17 protein-coding genes are annotated in these 18866 nt (G+C 36.1%); 16 read left to right on the plus strand and 1 reads right to left on the minus strand.

From position 1 onward, the window contains the following. Positions 1 to 4: 4 nt before the first annotated feature. Positions 5 to 1990, minus strand: coding sequence for a 1,4-alpha-glucan branching protein GlgB (gene glgB / locus BW929_RS05150; protein ID WP_076544305.1), 1986 nt, complete (start codon positions 1988 to 1990; stop codon positions 5 to 7). Between the two features lie 267 nt (positions 1991 to 2257). Here glgB and glgA point away from each other — a divergent pair, with 267 nt between their 5' ends. The 16 genes from glgA (at position 2258) to wecB (ending at position 18640) form a co-directional block, all read left to right on the plus strand. After that, the gene (gene glgA, locus BW929_RS05155; RefSeq protein ID WP_076544306.1) at positions 2258 to 4039 is read left to right on the plus strand and encodes a glycogen synthase GlgA; all 1782 of its coding nucleotides are present in this window, start codon (positions 2258 to 2260) and stop codon (positions 4037 to 4039) included. Between the two features lie 196 nt (positions 4040 to 4235). Next, positions 4236 to 5459, plus strand: coding sequence for an L-arabinose isomerase family protein (locus BW929_RS05160; RefSeq protein ID WP_076544307.1), 1224 nt, complete (start codon positions 4236 to 4238; stop codon positions 5457 to 5459). A gap of 25 nt (positions 5460 to 5484) precedes the next feature. Beyond that, complete coding sequence (locus BW929_RS05165; RefSeq protein ID WP_076544308.1) at positions 5485 to 6234, plus strand: ABC transporter ATP-binding protein; 750 nt, start codon at positions 5485 to 5487, stop codon at positions 6232 to 6234. Beyond that, positions 6234 to 7172: a SufD family Fe-S cluster assembly protein gene (locus BW929_RS05170; protein ID WP_076544309.1), complete on the plus strand. Its 939-nt coding sequence runs from the start codon at positions 6234 to 6236 to the stop codon at positions 7170 to 7172. Before BW929_RS05165 ends, BW929_RS05170 begins: the two co-directional genes overlap by 1 nt. Positions 7173 to 7319: 147 nt before the next feature. Next, positions 7320 to 8270: an ABC transporter substrate-binding protein gene (locus BW929_RS05175; RefSeq protein ID WP_076544310.1), complete on the plus strand. Its 951-nt coding sequence runs from the start codon at positions 7320 to 7322 to the stop codon at positions 8268 to 8270. Beyond that, positions 8251 to 9003 carry an ABC transporter permease gene (locus BW929_RS05180; protein WP_076544311.1) on the plus strand — a complete coding sequence of 251 codons (753 nt, stop codon included), beginning with the start codon at positions 8251 to 8253 and terminating at the stop codon, positions 9001 to 9003. The genes BW929_RS05175 and BW929_RS05180 overlap by 20 nt, the downstream gene beginning before the upstream one ends. Further along, a complete protein-coding gene (locus BW929_RS05185) occupies positions 8996 to 9766 on the plus strand; it encodes an ABC transporter ATP-binding protein (RefSeq protein ID WP_076544312.1) in 771 nt (256 codons plus the stop codon). The genes BW929_RS05180 and BW929_RS05185 overlap by 8 nt, the downstream gene beginning before the upstream one ends. 54 nt (positions 9767 to 9820) lie before the next feature. Beyond that, the gene (locus BW929_RS05190; protein WP_076544313.1) at positions 9821 to 10570 is read left to right on the plus strand and encodes a patatin-like phospholipase family protein; all 750 of its coding nucleotides are present in this window, start codon (positions 9821 to 9823) and stop codon (positions 10568 to 10570) included. Between the two features lie 27 nt (positions 10571 to 10597). Beyond that, a complete protein-coding gene (locus BW929_RS05195; protein WP_076544314.1) occupies positions 10598 to 11800 on the plus strand; it encodes an SAM-dependent methyltransferase in 1203 nt (400 codons plus the stop codon). A gap of 62 nt (positions 11801 to 11862) precedes the next feature. After that, positions 11863 to 13260, plus strand: coding sequence for a dihydrolipoyl dehydrogenase (gene lpdA, locus BW929_RS05200; RefSeq protein ID WP_076544315.1), 1398 nt, complete (start codon positions 11863 to 11865; stop codon positions 13258 to 13260). Positions 13261 to 13440: 180 nt separating this feature from the next. After that, complete coding sequence (locus BW929_RS05205) at positions 13441 to 13815, plus strand: encapsulin-associated ferritin-like protein (RefSeq protein ID WP_076544316.1); 375 nt, start codon at positions 13441 to 13443, stop codon at positions 13813 to 13815. Then, positions 13816 to 14616 carry a family 1 encapsulin nanocompartment shell protein gene (locus BW929_RS05210; RefSeq protein ID WP_076544317.1) on the plus strand — a complete coding sequence of 267 codons (801 nt, stop codon included), beginning with the start codon at positions 13816 to 13818 and terminating at the stop codon, positions 14614 to 14616. A 156-nt stretch (positions 14617 to 14772) separates the two neighbouring features. Continuing rightward, positions 14773 to 16044, plus strand: a complete 1272-nt coding sequence (locus BW929_RS05215; RefSeq protein WP_076544318.1) for a putative DNA modification/repair radical SAM protein — start codon at positions 14773 to 14775, stop codon at positions 16042 to 16044. A gap of 25 nt (positions 16045 to 16069) precedes the next feature. Further along, entirely contained in the window at positions 16070 to 16861 is a 792-nt protein-coding gene (locus BW929_RS05220) for a TIGR03915 family putative DNA repair protein (RefSeq protein WP_076544319.1), read from the plus strand. A gap of 137 nt (positions 16862 to 16998) precedes the next feature. Then, complete coding sequence (locus BW929_RS05225) at positions 16999 to 17478, plus strand: DUF6530 family protein (protein ID WP_076544320.1); 480 nt, start codon at positions 16999 to 17001, stop codon at positions 17476 to 17478. A 10-nt stretch (positions 17479 to 17488) separates the two neighbouring features. Next, positions 17489 to 18640, plus strand: coding sequence for a non-hydrolyzing UDP-N-acetylglucosamine 2-epimerase (gene wecB, locus BW929_RS05230; protein ID WP_076544321.1), 1152 nt, complete (start codon positions 17489 to 17491; stop codon positions 18638 to 18640). Positions 18641 to 18866 lie beyond the last annotated feature (226 nt).

Genomic DNA, 18866 nt, shown 5'->3' on the forward strand with positions numbered 1-18866 from the left:
TAAACTATTCCTGTGTGGCTTTTTCTATTCTGGAACCCTTACTATTTTCTGTTGATTTTTTAAGACTTTTAGTTTTCTTATTTTTGTTCTTTTTGTTTTCTTCTTTGTATTTTAAGTAAATTCCAGCCAGAGGTGGCAGATTAATGCTGATTGAATAATCAAAACCATGAAAAGGAATTTCTTCAGTTTTAACTCTAGCTGCAGTTTCATAATCCGAACCACCAAAAACTTTTTGATCACTATTTAAAAGTAATTCATATTCACCGGGACCCGGAACTCCTATTCGATAATTATCTCTGGGCACAGGAGTAAAGTTCAGGACAATCACCAGCTGTTGAGTTTCGTTTTCAGCGCTTCTGATAAAACTGATTACACTCTGTTCATAATCATCTGCCTCAATCCAGCGAAAACCTTCATGTTCATGGTCAAGTTCCCAGAGCGCCTTTTCTTTACGATAAACCTGATTTAACTCCTGCATAAACTCCTGAGTTAACTGATGTTTTTCATAGTCCAGCAGCAGCCAGTCCAGGCTTTGTTTATAATTCCATTCAATAAACTGACCAAATTCCCCACCCATAAAGAGAAGTTTTTTACCGGGGTGAGCATACATATAAGTAAAAAGAAGTCTCAGATTAGCAAATTTTTGCCAGTAGTCTCCTGGCATTTTATCCAGCAGTGACTTTTTGCCGTGGACAACTTCGTCATGGGATAGAGGCAGTACATAATTTTCACTTTGACTGTACATGCTCGAAAAAGTTAATTTATTATGTTCCCATTTTCTGTAGACTGGATCATGTTCCATATAATCCAAAGTATCGTTCATCCAGCCCATATTCCATTTAAAGTTAAATCCAAGTCCGCCATCATGGACTGGAGCTGTAACCAGGGGCCAGGCACTTGATTCTTCCGCAATCATTAAAATACCAGGATAACGTTCAAACATTTCACTATTTAATTCCTTGATAAATTCTATGGCTTCCAGGTTTTCAAAACCACCATACTCGTTAGCAGCCCACTGACCATCTTCTTTTTCATAATTTAAATAAAGCATATTACTTACTGCATCAACTCTTAATCCATCTATATGGAATTTATTCAGCCAGTAATTGGCACTGGAGATCAAAAAACTCCAGACTTCATTTTGAGCAAAGTCAAAGTTTAAAGTATCCCACTGAATATTTTCGGCTCGTCTGGGATCAGAACTTTCATAGAGATGAGAACCGTCAAATAAACGCAGTCCATGATCATCTTTACAGAAATGACTCGGAACCCAGTCCATAATCACACCAATATCATTTTGATGCAGTTGGTCAACAAAATACATAAAATCTTCAGGACTTCCGTATCGGGAAGTTAAGGCAAAATAACCCGTGGTTTGATATCCCCAGGAACCAGGGAAAGGATATTCTGTTAATGGCATTAATTCTACATGGGTAAAACCCATCTCGTTAATATATGGTACCAGTTCATCAGCTATATCTCTGTAGTTCATTAATTCACCATCATCCTGTTTCCAGGAACCGGGATGCATTTCATAGATGCTTAGTGGCTCTTTAAGATGATTAGAATTTTTTCGTTTTTTAAGCCATTTATTGTCCTGCCAGTTGAAAGTTTCAGTTTCATAAATTTGAGAAGCTGTTTTTGGAGGTGTTTCCTGTCTTCTGGCATAAGGATCGGTTTTAACTCTAATTACCCCCCTATAGCCTCTAATCCAGTATTTATAGTACATTTTATTTTCTGCTTCTTCAATAAAAGTGGTCCAGATACCGGAGTCTTTAATTTTTTTCATTGGGTTTTTATGTTTGTCCCAGTCATTGAAATCTCCTACTACACTTACTTCTTCAGCATTTGGTGCCCAGACTGTAAAACGAACACCTTTTTTTCCATTTTCATTAGTAATATGTGACCCTAAAAAATTATAGCTCTCATAGTGTCTGCCCTGATGAAATAAATATCTATCATAATCACCAGGATAATTATTTTTAGGCATTAAACTCCCCCCCTAAAATCTTGATAAAAAATTTATTTAAAAATTTTATAAATCTACTGTTGTATTGTATTTATTCTCTATTTCCGTTAAATTTCCTTTAATTAATCAGTTGATAGATCTCAAATTATGACTCTTTTCTGAAAAAACGATTTAGTTGACATTATTCTTGACATTTATTAAACTAAGGTTAACAAATATAATTTAGTTGATTTTGTAAATGAGTAGAAAGTAGATAGAATTGTTTTTATAATCACAGGAGGTGGCTCCATGAAAAAAGGTAAAAAGAAGATTTTGTTTGTTGCTTCAGAAGCGGATCCATTTATTAAAACTGGGGGCTTAGCTGATGTTGCTGGTTCTTTACCACAGGCACTAAGAGAAGAGGGGCATGATGTTAGACTGGTGATTCCACAGTACAGACAGATTCCAGAAGAATACAAAGAAAGAATGGAATCAGTCTGCCATTTTCGGACAAAACTAGCCTGGAGAGATACATATTTAGGTGTTAACAGACTTGAGGAAGATGGAGTTCCAGTTTATTTTATTGATAATAAATATTATTTTGATCGAGATTCAATTTATGAAAATGATGACAAACATGAGCAGTTTGCTTTTTTCTCCCAGGCGGTTTTAGATATGCTGCCTGTAATTGATTTTAAACCGGATATTATTCATGCTAATGACTGGCAGACAGGACCATTACCACTGCTTTTTGCAGATCGATACCGTCAGCAGAGCTATTATCAGGATATTAAAACTGTATTTACTATTCATAATTTAAAATATCAGGGACAGTTTGCAGGTCATTCAGCTGGAGATGTTTTGGGAGTGGCACCACATCACTGGGAAAGTGGTAATATCAGGCATAATGGTCTGCTTAATTATATGAAAACCGGGATTATGTATGCCGACCATATCACAACGGTAAGTGAAAGTTATGCTCGAGAAATTCAGACTTCGTATTTTGGTGAAGGGTTGGATTATGCCTTAAGAATGCGAGCTGATGATCTGAGTGGAATTTTAAATGGGATTAGTTATGAAAAATTTGATCCTAAAACAAATAAAAATCTAGCTGTTCGCTTTTCTAAAGGAGAAATTGACAAAAAGCTGGCCAATAAAATTCATATTCAGCAGAAACTTGGTCTGGAAGTCAATGCTGATAAACCCTTGATTGGTTTTATTTCGAGAATGGTTGAACAGAAAGGTCTGGATTTGGTTAGAGCTGTTTTTGATGAAATCATGGCAACTGGGGCTCAGTTTTTAATTCTGGGTACCGGTCAGAGAGAATACGAAGAATTTTTTAAGGCTAAACAGCATAAATATCCTGATAACCTTTCAGTAAATATTAAGTATGATGCTCAGCTTGCTGATCAAATTTATGCAGGTAGTGATCTGTTTTTAATGCCTTCCAGGTTTGAGCCCTGTGGCTTAAGTCAGCTAATCAGTTTTCGTTACGGCACTATTCCAATTGTAAGAGAAACAGGTGGTTTAAATGATACTGTAGTTTCTTATAATGAAGAAACCGGTGAGGGAACAGGATTTAGCTTCAGCAATTACAATGCTCATGACATGCTCCATACAATTGAAAGAGCAGTTTCTTTTTATGAACAGAAAGGAGTCTGGAATAAACTGGTCAATAGAGTAATGGACCTAAATTACAGCTGGCATAATTCAGCTAAAAAATATTCCAAACTCTATAATAATCTGACTGAAGAAAAAGCTAAGCGACCTAAACAGAAAGATAAGTCTGAAATGAAAATAAAAGTTTATCAGCCTGAAAACGCTGAAAAACTTAAAGTTAAATCGAAAGCTAAGAAAACGGAGGCTCCCAGCAAGAAAACTGCTTCCAAAAAGAAAAGAAAAAAAGTTAATATTAATCAGGCTGCAGCGGCAGAACTGGCTGAACTTCCGGGGATTGGAAATGCCTATGCAGAGAGAATAGTTGCCTATCGGGAGGAAAATGGAGATTTCAAAAAGAAATCTGAGTTAACAATGGTTAAGGGAATTGGTAAGAAAAAATATCAAAAAATATCTTCATTACTGACTCTTTAGCCAAGATAACAGTTAAAAAAGCAACCTGGCCGTCTTAAATGGCGGTCTTTTTTTGCTGAAATTTGATAAAAAAATCACAATTTGATAGAAATTTTCATTTTTGTTTGCTTATAGCTTTTAGATTAAATATAATAGATATAGAGTAAAGTTAGAACTTAATTTAAAATATATTTTGAAATTAGTTGGAGGTAATAAAATGAAAATTGCACTGGTTTCTATTGTGTCTGAGATTCATGATGAAGATAGAATTAATGAGACTCTAAAAGAAAGTTATCAAATTTTAAACAAAAATTTTGAGCTGGAGGAGATAAAGGCTGACGAAATTCCTTTCACTGATTTTAGTGAATATGATTTAACTATTAATTTTATTAAATCAGGGGGTTCGGAAAGTATCTTTGCAGAAAATGTTGAATATTTACCTCAGCCTGCTTATTTACTGGCAACTGAACTTCATAATTCGCTCCCTGCTTCACTGGAGATACTTAGTTTTTTGAATGCAGAGGGTCTGGATGGAAAAATACTGCATGGAGAAATGGAAGATCTGATTGTAGAAATTGAAGAGCTGGCAGCCTATAAGAAGGTTCGAGATAGAATTGCTGAGGCAAGGCTGGGTGTTATCGGTCAGCCTTCAGACTGGTTGATTGGCAGTAAGGTTGATTATCAGCATGCGGCTCATCACTGGGGGACTGAATTTATAGACATTGAACTGGAAGAAATCTATCAGGAGCTTGAGCGGGTGGACTCTGCTAAGGCAAAAAGAATTGCAGCTGATTTTTTAGAAAATGCTGCTGAAATTGTAGAAAGTAATGAATCAGATCTGGTGGAGGCTGCAAAAATTTATCTGGCTTTAAAAGAAGTAATTACAGAAAATGATTTAGATGCTCTGACTATTCGCTGTTTTGATATAGTAATGGAGTTAAATACTACCGGCTGTCTGGCACTGGCACTTTTAAATAATGAAGGACTTGTTGCTGGATGTGAAGGTGATGTACCGGCTGCATTTACTATGTTTTTAGCCTATCAGTTAACCGGACAAATGCCTTTTATGGCCAATCCGGCAGCAATAGATAAAAAGAAGGATGAGATACAATTTGCTCACTGTACTGTAGCTACTAATATTAGTAAGGATTATATAATTAGATCTCATTTTGAAACTGGTATTGGGGTTGGAATTCAGGGGATTTTAGCCGAGGGTCCGGTTACAGTATTTAAAATTGGGGGCGCCGGCCTGGAACAATATTTTGTAGCCGAAGGAGAAATTATAGAAAATATGGATTCTCCTAATGCCTGCAGAACACAGCTTAAGATTTCTTTACCCCAGAGTTCAGATTATTTCTTAAATGATGCTATTGGTAATCATCATTTGATTATTCCGGGTAAGCATGCAGATAAAATCAATGAGTTTTTAGGTATGGAATAACATTTAAATTCACAGGAGGAATATAATGTCGAAATTATTAGAAGTTAAAGATCTGCATCTGAAAATTGAAGATGCAGAAATTTTAAAAGGAATGGAATTTTCTCTGGAAAAGGGAGAGGTATTTGCTTTAATTGGGCCAAATGGCTGTGGGAAATCTACTCTGGCCTATACACTAATGGGGATTAATAATTACCATCCTCAAAAAGGGGAAATGATTTATAAGGGTGAAAAAATAAATGAGCTGGCGATTAATGAGAGAGCTAAAAAGGGGATTACCTTGGCCTGGCAGGAACCAGCTCGTTATCAGGGAGTAACTGTCCGAGAATTTCTATCACTTGGTTTAAAAAGCCAGAGAGAAGAAGTAACTGAAGAAAAATTAAAAGAAGCTTTAAATAAGGTAGCAATTAATCCAGCTCAGTATTTAAACCGTTTTGTTGATAAGAGTTTGAGTGGTGGGGAAAGAAAAAGAATTGAGCTTGCTTCCTTAATTTTAATGCATCCTGAACTGATTATTTTAGATGAGCCGGACTCGGGTGTGGATATTGTTGCTTTAAATAACATTGCTGAGATGATTAATTATTTTAAGGATTCTGGCAGTGGTATTCTTTTAATAACTCATTCTGAAGAAATGCTGGAGTATGCAGATCGAGCTGCCTTAGTTTGTGAAGGGGAGATTATCCGTCAGGGTAATCCAGCAGATATCAGTGAATATTTTAAGTCATTTTGTTTTCCCTGTGCTAAAGAAGAAGATTGTGAGACGGAGGTGGCCAGTTAATGAATGATTACCAAATGATGGTTGACGCCTACAAAGAAGCGGGTGGGGATGATGTTTTTGCGGACAGTGAAGTAGCCCATCTGGTTTTGGAAAGAGACAAAATTTTAGGAATGCATGCCGTTGAAGGCCTGGAAGTGGAAGCAGATAAAATTAGTAATGATACAGTTAAAGTAAAAGTTACTATTAAAGAAGGTTATAAAATTAAAAATCCTGTTCACATGTGTTTTGGGGTTTTGCCTAAAGAAGGACGCCAAAAAATCGAGATGAAGGTAGAAGTACAAAAAGATGCTCAGGTAGAAGTTAGAGCTGATTGTGTTTTTCCTAATGCTGTTCAGGTCGAGCATATTATGGATGCAGTGATTAATATAGCAGCCGGAGGTAGTTATATTTATAAGGAGCATCATTTTCATGGGGATAATGGTGGGGTAGAGGTAATAGCAAAATCTGATATTAATGTTGAGTCCTACGGAAAACTTGTAACTAAATTTGATTTACTTAAAGGCAGAGTTGGTAAAATAGATTTTGATTATGAGGCGAATATCGCAGAACATGGAACAGTAGAAATGCTGGCTCGAATTAGTGGGCAGCAGGATGATCTGGTTAAAATTCGAGAAGCAGCCCACTTAAAAGGAGAGTCGGCCCGGGGAATTTTAGATTCCAAAATAGCTCTTAAGGATCAGGCTGAAGCTGAAATCTATAATGAATTAACTGCAGATGCTGCTGAAGCAATGGGTCATGTTGATTGTACAGAAATTATTAAAGATCAGGCAATTGCCCGCGCGATTCCAATAGTAGATGTGCGGCATCCGGAGGCAAAAGTTACCCATGAGGCAGCAATTGGTAGTGTGGACAGTACTCAGCTGCAGACACTGATGGCTCGAGGCTTAGATGAAGAAGAAGCTTCTGAGGTTATTATTCAGGGTTTACTTAACGATTAACGTAAAGGTGCCGTGTACCACCCGGTTTGTGTCGCAATTAGTCGAAAAAAGGGTGTTTTAGACCAAAAACAACAAAAGCCGGGTGGTACGGTACGTGCACATAAATGAACACAAATAAAAAGAAACAGGCATAAGGGAGGAATAATTATGTTAAAGAGAAAGAAATCATTAACATTAATTTTACTTTTAAGTATAATGGTCCTGGCAGTTCTACCTGCTGCAGCAAAGGAGATAAATATTCAGGCTCCTACTGTTCCGGCAGCACTTCCGTTTTTATGGATGCAGGAGAAGGCCGAATTACCGGAAGCTGTTGATTTAAAGATTAATCTTTCTTCTGATCATCAGCGAGGAATTTCCTTGCTAGCTCAGAATGATATTGATTTTTTAATAACTGGCTCTAATCTGGGAGCTAATGCCTATAATCGTGGCATTGATTTAAAAATGTTAAATATTAATACCTGGGGAATCGATTATCTTCTAACAGATGGTTTTAAGGCAGATAACTGGCAGGATTTAAAAGGAAAAGATCTTGTATTACCACTTCAGGGAGGTCCTTTAGATTTTCTGGCCCGCTATCTGGCAGCTGAAAATGGAGTCGACCCTGAGACAGAAATTAATCTGGTTTATCGGCCCCTGCCTGGTGCTGCTCAATTATTTATGGCAGGAGAATTTGATGCTATTATTTTACCTGAACCACTGGTAACAGTAAGCCTGGCTAAACGTAAGAGTGCAGAAATCTCAATGGATATTCAAAAAGAATGGGCTAAAATTCATGGAGATGATCGAATTCCTTTTGTAGCTCTGTTCGTAAATGGAAAATTTGCCAGTGAATACCCCCAGTTTACAGATATTATCGACGGTTATTATAAACAGGGCATAAATTGGGTTAATAATAATCCAGAAGCTGCAGCTCAGCTTGCCTCCCGACATTTTGGGATGCCAGCACCTATATTAAAAAAATCTTACAGCAGAATTAATCTGAATATATATCCTGACTCAGAAAGCAGTGAGCTAACGGAACTTTATTTTGGAGAAATGCTGAAAATGTATCCGGACTTAATAGGTGGAAGTATGCCCGATGAAGAATTTTATTATTAAACCATTCTGGTTTTTATTAATAATTATTTTTCTAATCTGGGACAGGGGAGCAGCTGGACTTAACAGCCTCATCCTGCCCTCGATTGGAGATAGCTATCAGGCTTTAAAAGAAATAGCGATTTCTGGTATTTTAGTTAAGAGCTTTTTAATAACTTTAAGAAGAACAATAATTGCTTATGGTAGTGCCGTGGTGGTCGGAATTATTCTGGCACTTTTACTGCATCGATTTTCTTTAATGCGGCAAACATTTCGACCTTTAATTACAATTATTCAGGCTACACCACCGGTTGTCTGGGTTTCTCTTGCGGTTGTCTGGTTTGGAGTTGCTGATGATCTAACTCCTATATTTTTAATTTTTATTGTTTCACTGCCTGTTATTTTTGTTAATATTTTTCAGGGGCTTGAAGAGATGAATACTGATCTAATCGAAATGGCAGAGGCTTATTCTACTCCTCGGTTTAGAATTTTAAAAGAAATCTATTTACCATCATTACTGCCGGCATTGGTTTCCGCTTTGAGTATAGCTTTTGCATTTGCCTGGAAGTCTTCAGTTTTTGCAGAATTTATTGCTTCCTCAAGTGGGATTGGGTATCAGCTCAGTCGTGCAAATTCGTTGATGGCGACTGATCGTTTATTTGCCTGGACAATTATTTTGATATTATTTATGCTATTTGTAGAATATTATCTTTTAGAGAAATTAAAAGATTATGTCAGCAGGTGGAAAAATGACTGAAAAAAATAAGATTTTAGAGCTTAAAAGTATCAATAAGTCCTATCAGAAATTAAGGGTTTTAAAAGATTTCAATTTAGAAGTCAATCAGGGCGAAATTTGCTGTCTTCTTGGTCCTTCTGGCAGTGGTAAAACAACTATTTTTCGTATTGCCTCAGGTCTCGAATCAGCAGACTCAGGCAGAGTAGAAAAAAATAATGATCCCCGTTTTGCCTATGTTTTTCAAAACCCGAGACTCCTGCCCTGGAAAACAGCTGTTGAAAATTTAATTTTTGTTCAAAAAAATTATGGTCTGGAAAACGAAACAAAATTAAGAGATTTACTTTTTAATTTATCAGGACTGGAAGATTTTAAAGATGCTTATCCTCATGAATTATCAGGAGGAATGCAGCAGCGTCTGGAGTTAATTAGAGCTTTTGCAGTAAAACCTGATTTAGTATTTCTGGATGAACCTTTTAAGTCTCTGGACATGAAAACAAAAGTTAATTTAAGAAAATTGATCAGTTTAATTCAGGCTGAGAGCGGTATTACAATTTTCCTGATCACACATGATCCCGAAGAAGCTCTTTTGCTTGCTGATCGAATTTATATTCTTGCCGCTGAGGCTGAAGGAATAAAAAAAGAGATAAAAATTGAAAAACCTAGAGAAAAAAGAAAAATTGCTGATCCACAACTTTATCAGCAGCTGGAAAATATAATGGATATTTTTACTGATCTAGTTTCCGATTTGAATTATGCAGTTGAAGATATTAGAAGTTTATTTTAATAATTATATTTGTTATCTCCTTCTAAAATAGAAATAAAAAGAAAGGATGATTTTATGCCACCAACTGTCGGAATTGCCCTGTCCGGGGGAGGAGTTAAGGGGTTTGCTCATCTGGGAGTACTTAAAGCACTGGAAGAAAAAGGAATTAAACCAGACTTGCTGGCCGGGGTCAGTGCTGGAGCAATAGTCGGTTCCTTTATTGCAGCAGGTAAAAGACCCGAAGAGGCGATGGAACTAATTAATGAAAGTGATTTTTTTGATTTTGCTAAATTGAGTATTCCTAATCGTGGAATTTTTACACTGGATAATATGACAGAAAACTTAGAAAAATCACTTGGTGTTAGAAGCTTTGCAGATTTAAAAATCCCTTTTTATGTTGGGGCTGCAAATCTAGAAAAAGCTAGAATGGAATATTTTAATCAGGGAGATTTGATTAAAATAATTCAGGCCTCTTCTTCAATTCCAGTACTTTTTTCTCCGGTTGAAATTAATGGAGATCTTTATGTTGATGGAGGTTTGTTTGAAAATTTACCGGTTAATCCACTGCTCAATAAATGTGACAAAATAATAGCAGTTAATGTGATGCCAGTAAAATTGGAAGAAAAAATTGAAAGTATAACAGATATCGCGGTTAGAACTTTTCAACTAAAAACAGTTGCAAATGCAATGGAGCTCAGAAAAAAGGCAGATGTTTATATTGAACCGACCGGGATTGAGGAGTATAATATTTTAAATACAAAGTACAGTCAGGAATTATATGAACTTGGTTATGATTATTGCAAAAATATGGAGATTGATATCTAACTCAAAAACTGCACAGGAGGTATAAAAATGCTGACAAAGAAAATTCTGAATGCTGTTTTTAAACGAGTTGAAGGTCAAAAGTTTGAAATTGAATACTGGGATGGAGAGACAAAGGTTTTTAATCCGGAATTTAAGGAACAGTCTGCTTTTAAAATTATTTTTGCAGAGAAACTAAGTTTAAATGAAATTAGAAAAAGTCCTCAGCTTAAACTTGCTGAAGCTTATATGGAAGAAAAAATTAATTTTGAGGGCGATATCAAAAAGTTGATTAAAACAGCAGGTGATAATGTTTTTGAACTAATGGAGGAGATTGAAAAGCATAAAATAGATCGAGTGCTTGATTTCCAAACTTCTGAGTCTCCCGAAGAAGAAGAAGAGGGAGTTAGAGAACATTATGATATAGGCAATGATTTCTTTAAGCTCTGGCAGGATGATACTATGACCTATTCCTGTGCTTATTTTAAAAATGAAAATGATGAACTTAAAGAGGCACAGCTGCAAAAAATTGATCATGTCTTAAAAAAATTAAATTTAAAATCTGGGGAAAGATTACTTGATATTGGCTGTGGCTGGGGATCGCTTGCCCTGCGAGCCGCGGATAAATATGGGGTAGAGGTTATGGGAATTACTCTGAGTAAAGAACAGGAAATTGAAGCCAAAAAAAGAGCTGCTGAAGCCGGTCTGGCTGACAGAGTGGAAATCAGAAGACAGGATTATCGGAAACTGGCAGAAGAGGATCAAAAATTTGATAAAATAGTAAGTGTGGGTATGTTTGAGCATGTCGGTAAAGAAAATATTCCGCTTTATTTTGAGGCGGTTGATAAGATGTTAAAAAACAGAGGGCTTTCACTGGTGCATTCTATTACCCATTTAAAAGAACAGCCAGCACATCCGTGGCTGCAGAAGTATATTTTCCCCTGGGGCTATATCCCTTCTTTGAGGGAAATTGTCTGGCAGTTACCTGAAAACAATTTTCATCTTTTGGATGTTGAAGATATCGGATATCATTATTCTCTGACTGCAGAAAGATGGCTGGATAATTATGAAGAAGTTGAAAATGAGGTTAAAGAAAAATTTGATGAAAATTTTTATAGAATGTGGCGAACATTTTTAATGGGAGTCGTATTTACTTTTAGATATGCTTCAACTTCTGTTCATCAGCTGCTCTTTTCTAAAGGGAAAAATATTGATTTACCGCTGACCAGAGATTATATTTATCAGGAAGATTAATTAAGATAACTATCTATCAGACTACGGACTATTTTCAATAATTAATATAAGGAGCTGAAAAAATGGCAGAAAAAAAATATAAAATTGCAATTATTGGAGGCGGACCTGGTGGTTATACTGCTGCTTTAAGGGCCGGCCAGCTGGGAGCGGACACTGTTTTGATTGAGAAAGAAGCTCTGGGAGGGACCTGTTTAAACTGGGGATGTATCCCGACTAAGTCTTTTGTCCGTTCGGCTGAAGTATTTGCTGATATTAAGAATGCAGCTGATTATGGTATTAAAGTCGAAAATGCAGAACTTGATTTTCCAGCAGTAGTAAAAAGAAAAGATAAAATAGTAAAACGCCTGGTGCGAGGAATTGATCATCTACTGAAGAAAAGTGGAATAGATAGGATAGATGGTCTGGCATCTTTTATTGATCAAAATACAATTAGAATCGAAAAAGATACTGAGATATTTGAAATTAAAGCTGAAAATATTATAATTGCTACCGGGTCAAAAGCAGCTTCGCTTCCAATTTCGGGAGCTGGGCTGGAAGGCATTTTGGACAGCCGGGCTGCTCTTGATCTAGAAAAGTTACCGGAGTCAATGGTTATTGTCGGTGGTGGAATTATTGGTATGGAATTTGCATTTATCTTTCGTAATTTTGGGGTTGATGTAACTGTTATTGAATATTTAGATCAGCTGATAAATGGAGTTGATACTGAGATTGCTGCAGAGCTTAACCGTTCTGCCAGGCGACGACGGATTAGTGTTAAAACTTCTGCGGAAGTAAAAGAAATTAAAAAATTAGATGCTGGTTATGAGGTCGTTTATCAGCAAAAAGAAAAGAAAAAATCTGCTAAAGCAGAAAAAGTACTGATGGCTGTTGGCCGCAGACCATATACGGATGGACTTCAACTCGAAAATGTTGGTATTGAAACTATTTCTGAAAGAAATGCTGTTCAGGTCAATAATAAAATGGAAACTAATATTGAAGGAATTTATGCTATTGGAGATGTTACAGATAAAATACTCCTTGCACATGTTGCTTCTCACCAGGGTGTTGTAGCAGTAGAAAATATTATGGGAATGAATAAAAAAATGAACTATAAAGCTGTACCAGGGGCTATTTTTACTTCTCCTGAAGTGGGAACCGTTGGTTTGAGTGAAAAAGAGGCAAAAGCTAAAGGTATTGATTATGAAATTGGAAGTTTTCCGTTTGCAGCCAGTGGTAAAGTAATGGCTATGGGGGAGAGAGAGGGTAAAATTAAGTTAATTACAGAAAAAGATAAAGGCAGGATTATTGGAGCAGCAATTATTGGGATTGAAGCCAGTGATTTAATTGCCGAACTGACTCTGGCGGTAAATTTAGGTTTAACCGCAGAAAACTTAAGAGAAACAATCCATGCTCATCCGACAACAGCAGAGGTTGTTCACGAAGCTGCTCTGGATCTTGGAGAAGGTTCACTTAATGCCTGATTAAAATTGGATTAGAAGTTAAAGTCTGCTCTTATGATTACTATTCTGCAGTCTTAATTGACATTTTTCGACAGAGTAAAAATTTGACTTATACAGTGGAAAAATATATAATTAATTTGAGAATGAATATCAATTTATAATTTAGATTAATGTGTTAAAAATTAAAGGGAGGTCAGATTTATGAGCGAATATCATGAACCAGCGGAAAAATTATCTGAAGAAGCGATTGATTATCATCGTATTATTAAGAGTGTAATCGAAGAGTTAGAAGCAGTTGATTGGTATAACCAGCGGGCTGAGGCAACTAGTGATCCCGATGTACAGGCAATTGTGGAACATAATCGTGATGAAGAAATCGAACATGCCTGCATGGGCCTGGAATGGCTGCGTCGAAATAATCCTGTCTGGGACGAAATGTTAAGAACTTTCCTTTTTCAAACAGCAAAGATAACTGAAATAGAAGAAGAGGGTGAAACTGAAGATGGAGGAGAAGCTGAAGAAGCTCCTGCTTCCAGTAAATCACTTGGTTTAGGCAATATGAGAGGAGGAGAATAAATGGATATTTTAAAACGCTCACTGGCACCATTTGCGGAAGAAGCATGGAATTTTTTAGATGAAGAAGCAACTGATGTACTGAGTCAGAAATTGAAAGCTCGAAAAGAGGTTGATTTCCTGGGACCCAAAGGTTTAGAACTTTCTTCAATTAATACCGGTCGTTTTAGTCCCGTAGGTATTGAAGATGTTGAAGGAGTAACTTATTCTACTAGAGAGGTCCTCCCTTTAGTGGAATTGAAAGTTCCATTTACAATGAAACTCAGCGAAATCGAAGCCTTAGCCCGGGGAGCAGAAGATGTTGATACAGATAATCTGATTGATGCTGCCTCTAAACTGGCAAAGGCAGAAAATAAGGCAGTATTTTATGGTCTAGATGAAGTTAATATTGAAGGTATTGTCGAAGCATCAGAATATGAAGAAGTTAGTGTTTCCGGAGGTGAAAAAGAGTTAATTTCTGGACTCTTAAGAGCGCTGACTTTATTTGAAGAAAAGAGTGTTGGAGGCACTAAACGTTTACTTCTTGGTCCTGAACTTTATTCTCTACTATATGAATTGGATGATAAGGGTTATCCACTTAAACGTAAGGTTGAAGAAATGGTTGATAATGGTGCTGTTTTAGTACCTGATCTGGGCAACAGAGGATTATTGATTTCTGAGCGTGGTGGAGATTTTGAACTGACAGTTGGCCAGGATATTTCTTTAGGTTTTGAAGATAGAAATGATGATGAGGTAGAATTATTCTTTTTAGAAACCTTTACCTTTAGAGTAAATGGGCCTGAAGCTGCTGTGGTATTAAAATAGACTTAAACTTGAATAGTTTAAATTAAAAACCGTTCACTGGATAAATTCAGTGGGCGGTATTTTTTTGTCTTTTTGCAAACGTTTGTTTGAATTATTTGCTATTTTGTATTATAATATAATTAAATAAATTTTTTGAATCAAAGGAATGTGAAAATAATGGAGCTTCAAAAAAAGCTTGAAATTTTAAGTGATGCAGCTAAATATGATGTTTCCTGTTCTTCAAGCGGCAGCAGTGGTCGGGGAGATAGTTCAGGTCTTGGTAATACTAAAGCCAGTGGTATCTGCCACAGTTGGACAGATGATGGTCGCTGTGTTTCACTGCTTAAAATTTTATTTACAAATTATTGTCTTTATGACTGTCAATACTGTGTTAATAGGGTCAGCAATGACCGTTCACGGGCTTCATTTACGCCGGAAGAGGTGGCCCAGTTAACCGTTGATTTTTATAAGCGTAATTATATTGAAGGTCTTTTTTTAAGTTCGGCTGTTAATAGAAGTCCAGACTGGACAATGGAACAACTGCTCACAACTGTTCAGCTGCTGAGAAATAAACATAATTATCAGGGCTATATTCATTTAAAGGCAATTCCTGGAGCAGATTTTAAATTGATTTATCAGGCAGGACTGCTGGTGGATCGAATGAGTGTAAATATTGAGCTTCCCAGTGAAGGCAGTCTGGAAAAGCTGGCTCCTCAAAAAAAGAAGGCTGGAATTCTTGCTCCAATGAAAGGGATTGGTGCTGGTATAGAAAATAATATTATTGAACGTAAAAAATATAAGCAAAAAGAGAAGTTTGTGCCGGCAGGTCAGTCAACTCAATTAATTGTTGGTGCCAGTCCAGAATCAGATAGACAGATTATTTCTCTGTCAGAAGGATTATATGATCACTTTAATTTAAAAAGAGTTTATTATTCTGCCTACTTACCAGTTAATAATTCTTCTCTGCTGCCAGCTTTACCCGGGCCACCACTAAAGCGCGAGCATCGACTTTATCAGGCGGACTGGCTTTTAAGATTTTATGGTTTTAAAGCCGGCGAATTATTAACACCCGGCAGAGAAAATTTTGATCTGAAAATTGATCCTAAAGCAGATTGGGCTCTAAATAATTTAGATAAATTTCCAGTAGAAGTTAACACAGCCGATTATGAGATGCTGCTTAGAGTACCGGGAATTGGACCCCGCTCGGCTGCCAAGATTGTTAAAGCCAGAAGAGAAAAAAAATTGACCCATTATAATTTAAAAAAGATGAGAATTGTTTTAAAAAGAGCAAATTTCTTTATCACCTGTAATGGAAAATATGCAGCAGCTGTTCCTTTTGAGAGTGAAGTTATTTACAGTCGATTGGCTGAAAAAGAAGCTGAGCAGATGTCGTTATTTAATTCAACCAAAAGCGAGGCAAAAGAATGGGATTTTAATTTAGTAAAATAAATTTTTTGAATGAGGTATGGTAAATATGAGTTCCAATAATTATGAGAAAAAGGTCTATATTTATGATGGCAGTTATCAGGGCTTAATGACAGCACTTTATCTGGCTTTTAAGCAGAGAGAGGCTCCGATAAAAATTTTATCTCAAACAGATTTCAGAGATGATTTATTTTATCAAACAAAAACAATTATAACAGATATTGATAAAGCTGCTTTTTTCTCAGAACAAATAAAAAATCACATTTCAGTACAGGCTCTTAATAATATTTTTCATGCCTATCTTTCGGAAACAGAAAAATTAGAATTATATATTTTTCGTTATCTGTTTATGGGTTTTAAAGTGGGTGAGAAAGTGGATCAATATCTGACTAAAAATTATGTGCGACAGGTACAGGATTTGGCTCATAAAGTCAGACACGAAAGTCATCGCTTAAAGGGATTGATTCGTCTCCAGGAAGCTGCCGGGGGCAAATATTATGCAGCAGTTGAGCCTGATTATAAAACTTTAGTTCTGCTGGCCCCTCATTTTAAAAATAGGTTTTCAACCATGAACTGGATAATTCATGATTTAAAAAGAGAAGAGGCAGTTATCTATTCAGCAGAGGATAAAGAATGGCTTTTAATTGATTTAGAAAAAGATTTTAAACCTGAACTTTCTCAAAAAGAAACAGAGGTTCAGGATCTCTGGCGGGCCTTCTTTTCTGCAGTCAGTATTAAAAATCGTAGAAATCGCAAAGTACAGCAGCAGTTTATGCCGCAAAAATACTGGAAACATTTGATTGAGAGACCGGGCAGCAGTCAAAATCATAGATTGGAATAAAATTATTTAACTGAAGTGATTAACTACTTCAGTTTTTTTATTTTTTAAAAGTATTGACAAAAAGAAAAAAAAGATCTATACTTAACTAGTAAATTAGTAAATTACTAAATTAGTAAAAACAATAGGAGGTAAATAGAATGAAAATACCAACCAGTTTAAAACACAAGCCGGTAATAGTCTGCGAAAATTATGAAAATATTGATGGCAGAAAAGCTTATGATTCTGATGCTAAAGGACTTTCTTTAGGCCTGGCTCAGTGGAATGATCGAGGAAAAGTAGATATTTCCGCCAAAGTCTGGCGGCATACAGGAAATAAATGGTCCAGACAGTCTGAAGAATTACCCCTACATCGAGTGCTTGATCTTGCAATTTTAGTTGCCAGAACTTCCAAACATTTTAGGGAGGCCTATCGTTATGATAATTTATATGACAAAGAAAATCCACAATTGGATAGAGTGGGGCTTCAGGGTGATGCAATGACAGTTGCAGTAGCAGAAGATAATCCGAATCTTGATGAAGACATTAAATTATTTGATGATGCTCTAAAAAATGATGGTGAACTTATTGGAGAAAGACTGGCAGTGCTCGCCAGACTTTTAAAGGAAATGGGTTATTAGGGGGCTAACAATGAAGAAAAAAATAATGGCAGTTTTCGGAACCAGGCCAGAGGCTATTAAGATGGCCCCTCTGCTCAAAGCCCTCCAGGCAAAAGAAAATTATGAACTGATTATTACAGTAACAGCTCAGCACCGAGAAATGCTGGATCAGGTAATGAGCCTTTTTAAACTAAAAGCAGATTATGACTTAGATATTATGCGGGATAGACAGACATTAAGTGGTCTTTCTGCCCGAATAATTAAAAAACTTGATGGAATTTTGAGTCAGGAAAACCCTGACCTTCTGCTGGTTCATGGAGATACTTCTTCAACTTTCATTGGCGCTCTCACCGCTTTTTATAATCAAGTTGATATTGCTCATATAGAAGCAGGCTTGAGAACTCATAATAAATACTCTCCCTTCCCGGAAGAGATGAACCGCCAGTTAACGGGGGTACTTGCTGATCTTAATTTTGCACCTACTTTAAGGGCTAGAAAAAATTTACTGCTTGAAAACACTTCAGAAAGTAAAATTTTTGTAACAGGGAATACTGTTATTGATGCCTTACTTTCTGTAGTAGATAAAAATTATATTTTTGAAAATGAGTTACTAAAAAACTTTGATTATAAAAACAAGAAACTTATTTTACTGACAGCTCACCGAAGAGAAAATTTAGGACAGCCAATGGAAAACATTTTTAAGGCTGTTAGGGATCTAACAGAACAGATTAGTAATTTAGAAGTTATATTTCCTGTGCATTTAAACCCTGTAATTAGAGAATTATCGAAAAAAATGCTGGCAGATAATAAGCAGATACATTTAATTGAACCCTTAGATTATTTACCTTTCGCCAACCTGATGGCAAGGGTCGATCTGGTACTTACTGATTCAGGTGGGATTCAGGAAGAAGCTCCTTCTTTAGCCAAACCTGTTTTAGTTTTAAGAGATACCACCGAAAGACCAGAGGCTGTAGAAGCGGGAACAGTTATTAAAATTGGTACAGAATATAATGATATTTATCAGCAGAGTTTAAAACTTTTAACTGATAGTAAAGAATATAATAAATATGCAGCAGCTGTAAATCCTTATGGAGATGGCAAGGCCGTAAAAAGAATAATTCAGGCACTGGATTATCACTTTAATTACAGCAGTAAAAGACCGGCTGATTTTAGATGTAATTAAATCAATAATTCAAATCAAATATTAGATTTTTTGGAGGGCTTCCTATTAAAATAATTTTAACAGGGAGCTTTCTGCTGTCAGTAATAATAATCATTTTTAGTATTTGATAAATCTAAATTTTGATAAAATGGAGGCAAAATATTTCCAGTCATAAGCAGGACTTACCAGCTTTCTCTTGAATAATATATATTAGACAGAGAGTATCAATTAATTTTTGTCTAAAAAG

Source organism: Halanaerobium kushneri (assembly GCF_900156285.1).
GTDB lineage: Bacteria > Bacillota > Halanaerobiia > Halanaerobiales > Halanaerobiaceae > Halanaerobium > Halanaerobium kushneri.

Coding starts and splice junctions, on each gene's coding strand:
- BW929_RS05165 (WP_076544308.1), top strand. CDS start 5,485: ATGTCGAAATTATTAGAAGTTAAAGATCTGCATCTGAAAATTGAAGAT.
- BW929_RS05220 (WP_076544319.1), top strand. CDS start 16,070: ATGAGTTCCAATAATTATGAGAAAAAGGTCTATATTTATGATGGCAGT.
- BW929_RS05170 (WP_076544309.1), top strand. CDS start 6,234: ATGAATGATTACCAAATGATGGTTGACGCCTACAAAGAAGCGGGTGGG.
- BW929_RS05190 (WP_076544313.1), top strand. CDS start 9,821: ATGCCACCAACTGTCGGAATTGCCCTGTCCGGGGGAGGAGTTAAGGGG.
- glgB (WP_076544305.1), bottom strand. CDS start 1,990: ATGCCTAAAAATAATTATCCTGGTGATTATGATAGATATTTATTTCAT.
- BW929_RS05205 (WP_076544316.1), top strand. CDS start 13,441: ATGAGCGAATATCATGAACCAGCGGAAAAATTATCTGAAGAAGCGATT.
- BW929_RS05185 (WP_076544312.1), top strand. CDS start 8,996: ATGACTGAAAAAAATAAGATTTTAGAGCTTAAAAGTATCAATAAGTCC.
- lpdA (WP_076544315.1), top strand. CDS start 11,863: ATGGCAGAAAAAAAATATAAAATTGCAATTATTGGAGGCGGACCTGGT.
- wecB (WP_076544321.1), top strand. CDS start 17,489: ATGAAGAAAAAAATAATGGCAGTTTTCGGAACCAGGCCAGAGGCTATT.
- BW929_RS05225 (WP_076544320.1), top strand. CDS start 16,999: ATGAAAATACCAACCAGTTTAAAACACAAGCCGGTAATAGTCTGCGAA.
- BW929_RS05195 (WP_076544314.1), top strand. CDS start 10,598: ATGCTGACAAAGAAAATTCTGAATGCTGTTTTTAAACGAGTTGAAGGT.
- BW929_RS05160 (WP_076544307.1), top strand. CDS start 4,236: ATGAAAATTGCACTGGTTTCTATTGTGTCTGAGATTCATGATGAAGAT.
- BW929_RS05215 (WP_076544318.1), top strand. CDS start 14,773: ATGGAGCTTCAAAAAAAGCTTGAAATTTTAAGTGATGCAGCTAAATAT.
- BW929_RS05175 (WP_076544310.1), top strand. CDS start 7,320: ATGTTAAAGAGAAAGAAATCATTAACATTAATTTTACTTTTAAGTATA.
- glgA (WP_076544306.1), top strand. CDS start 2,258: ATGAAAAAAGGTAAAAAGAAGATTTTGTTTGTTGCTTCAGAAGCGGAT.
- BW929_RS05180 (WP_076544311.1), top strand. CDS start 8,251: ATGAAGAATTTTATTATTAAACCATTCTGGTTTTTATTAATAATTATT.
- BW929_RS05210 (WP_076544317.1), top strand. CDS start 13,816: ATGGATATTTTAAAACGCTCACTGGCACCATTTGCGGAAGAAGCATGG.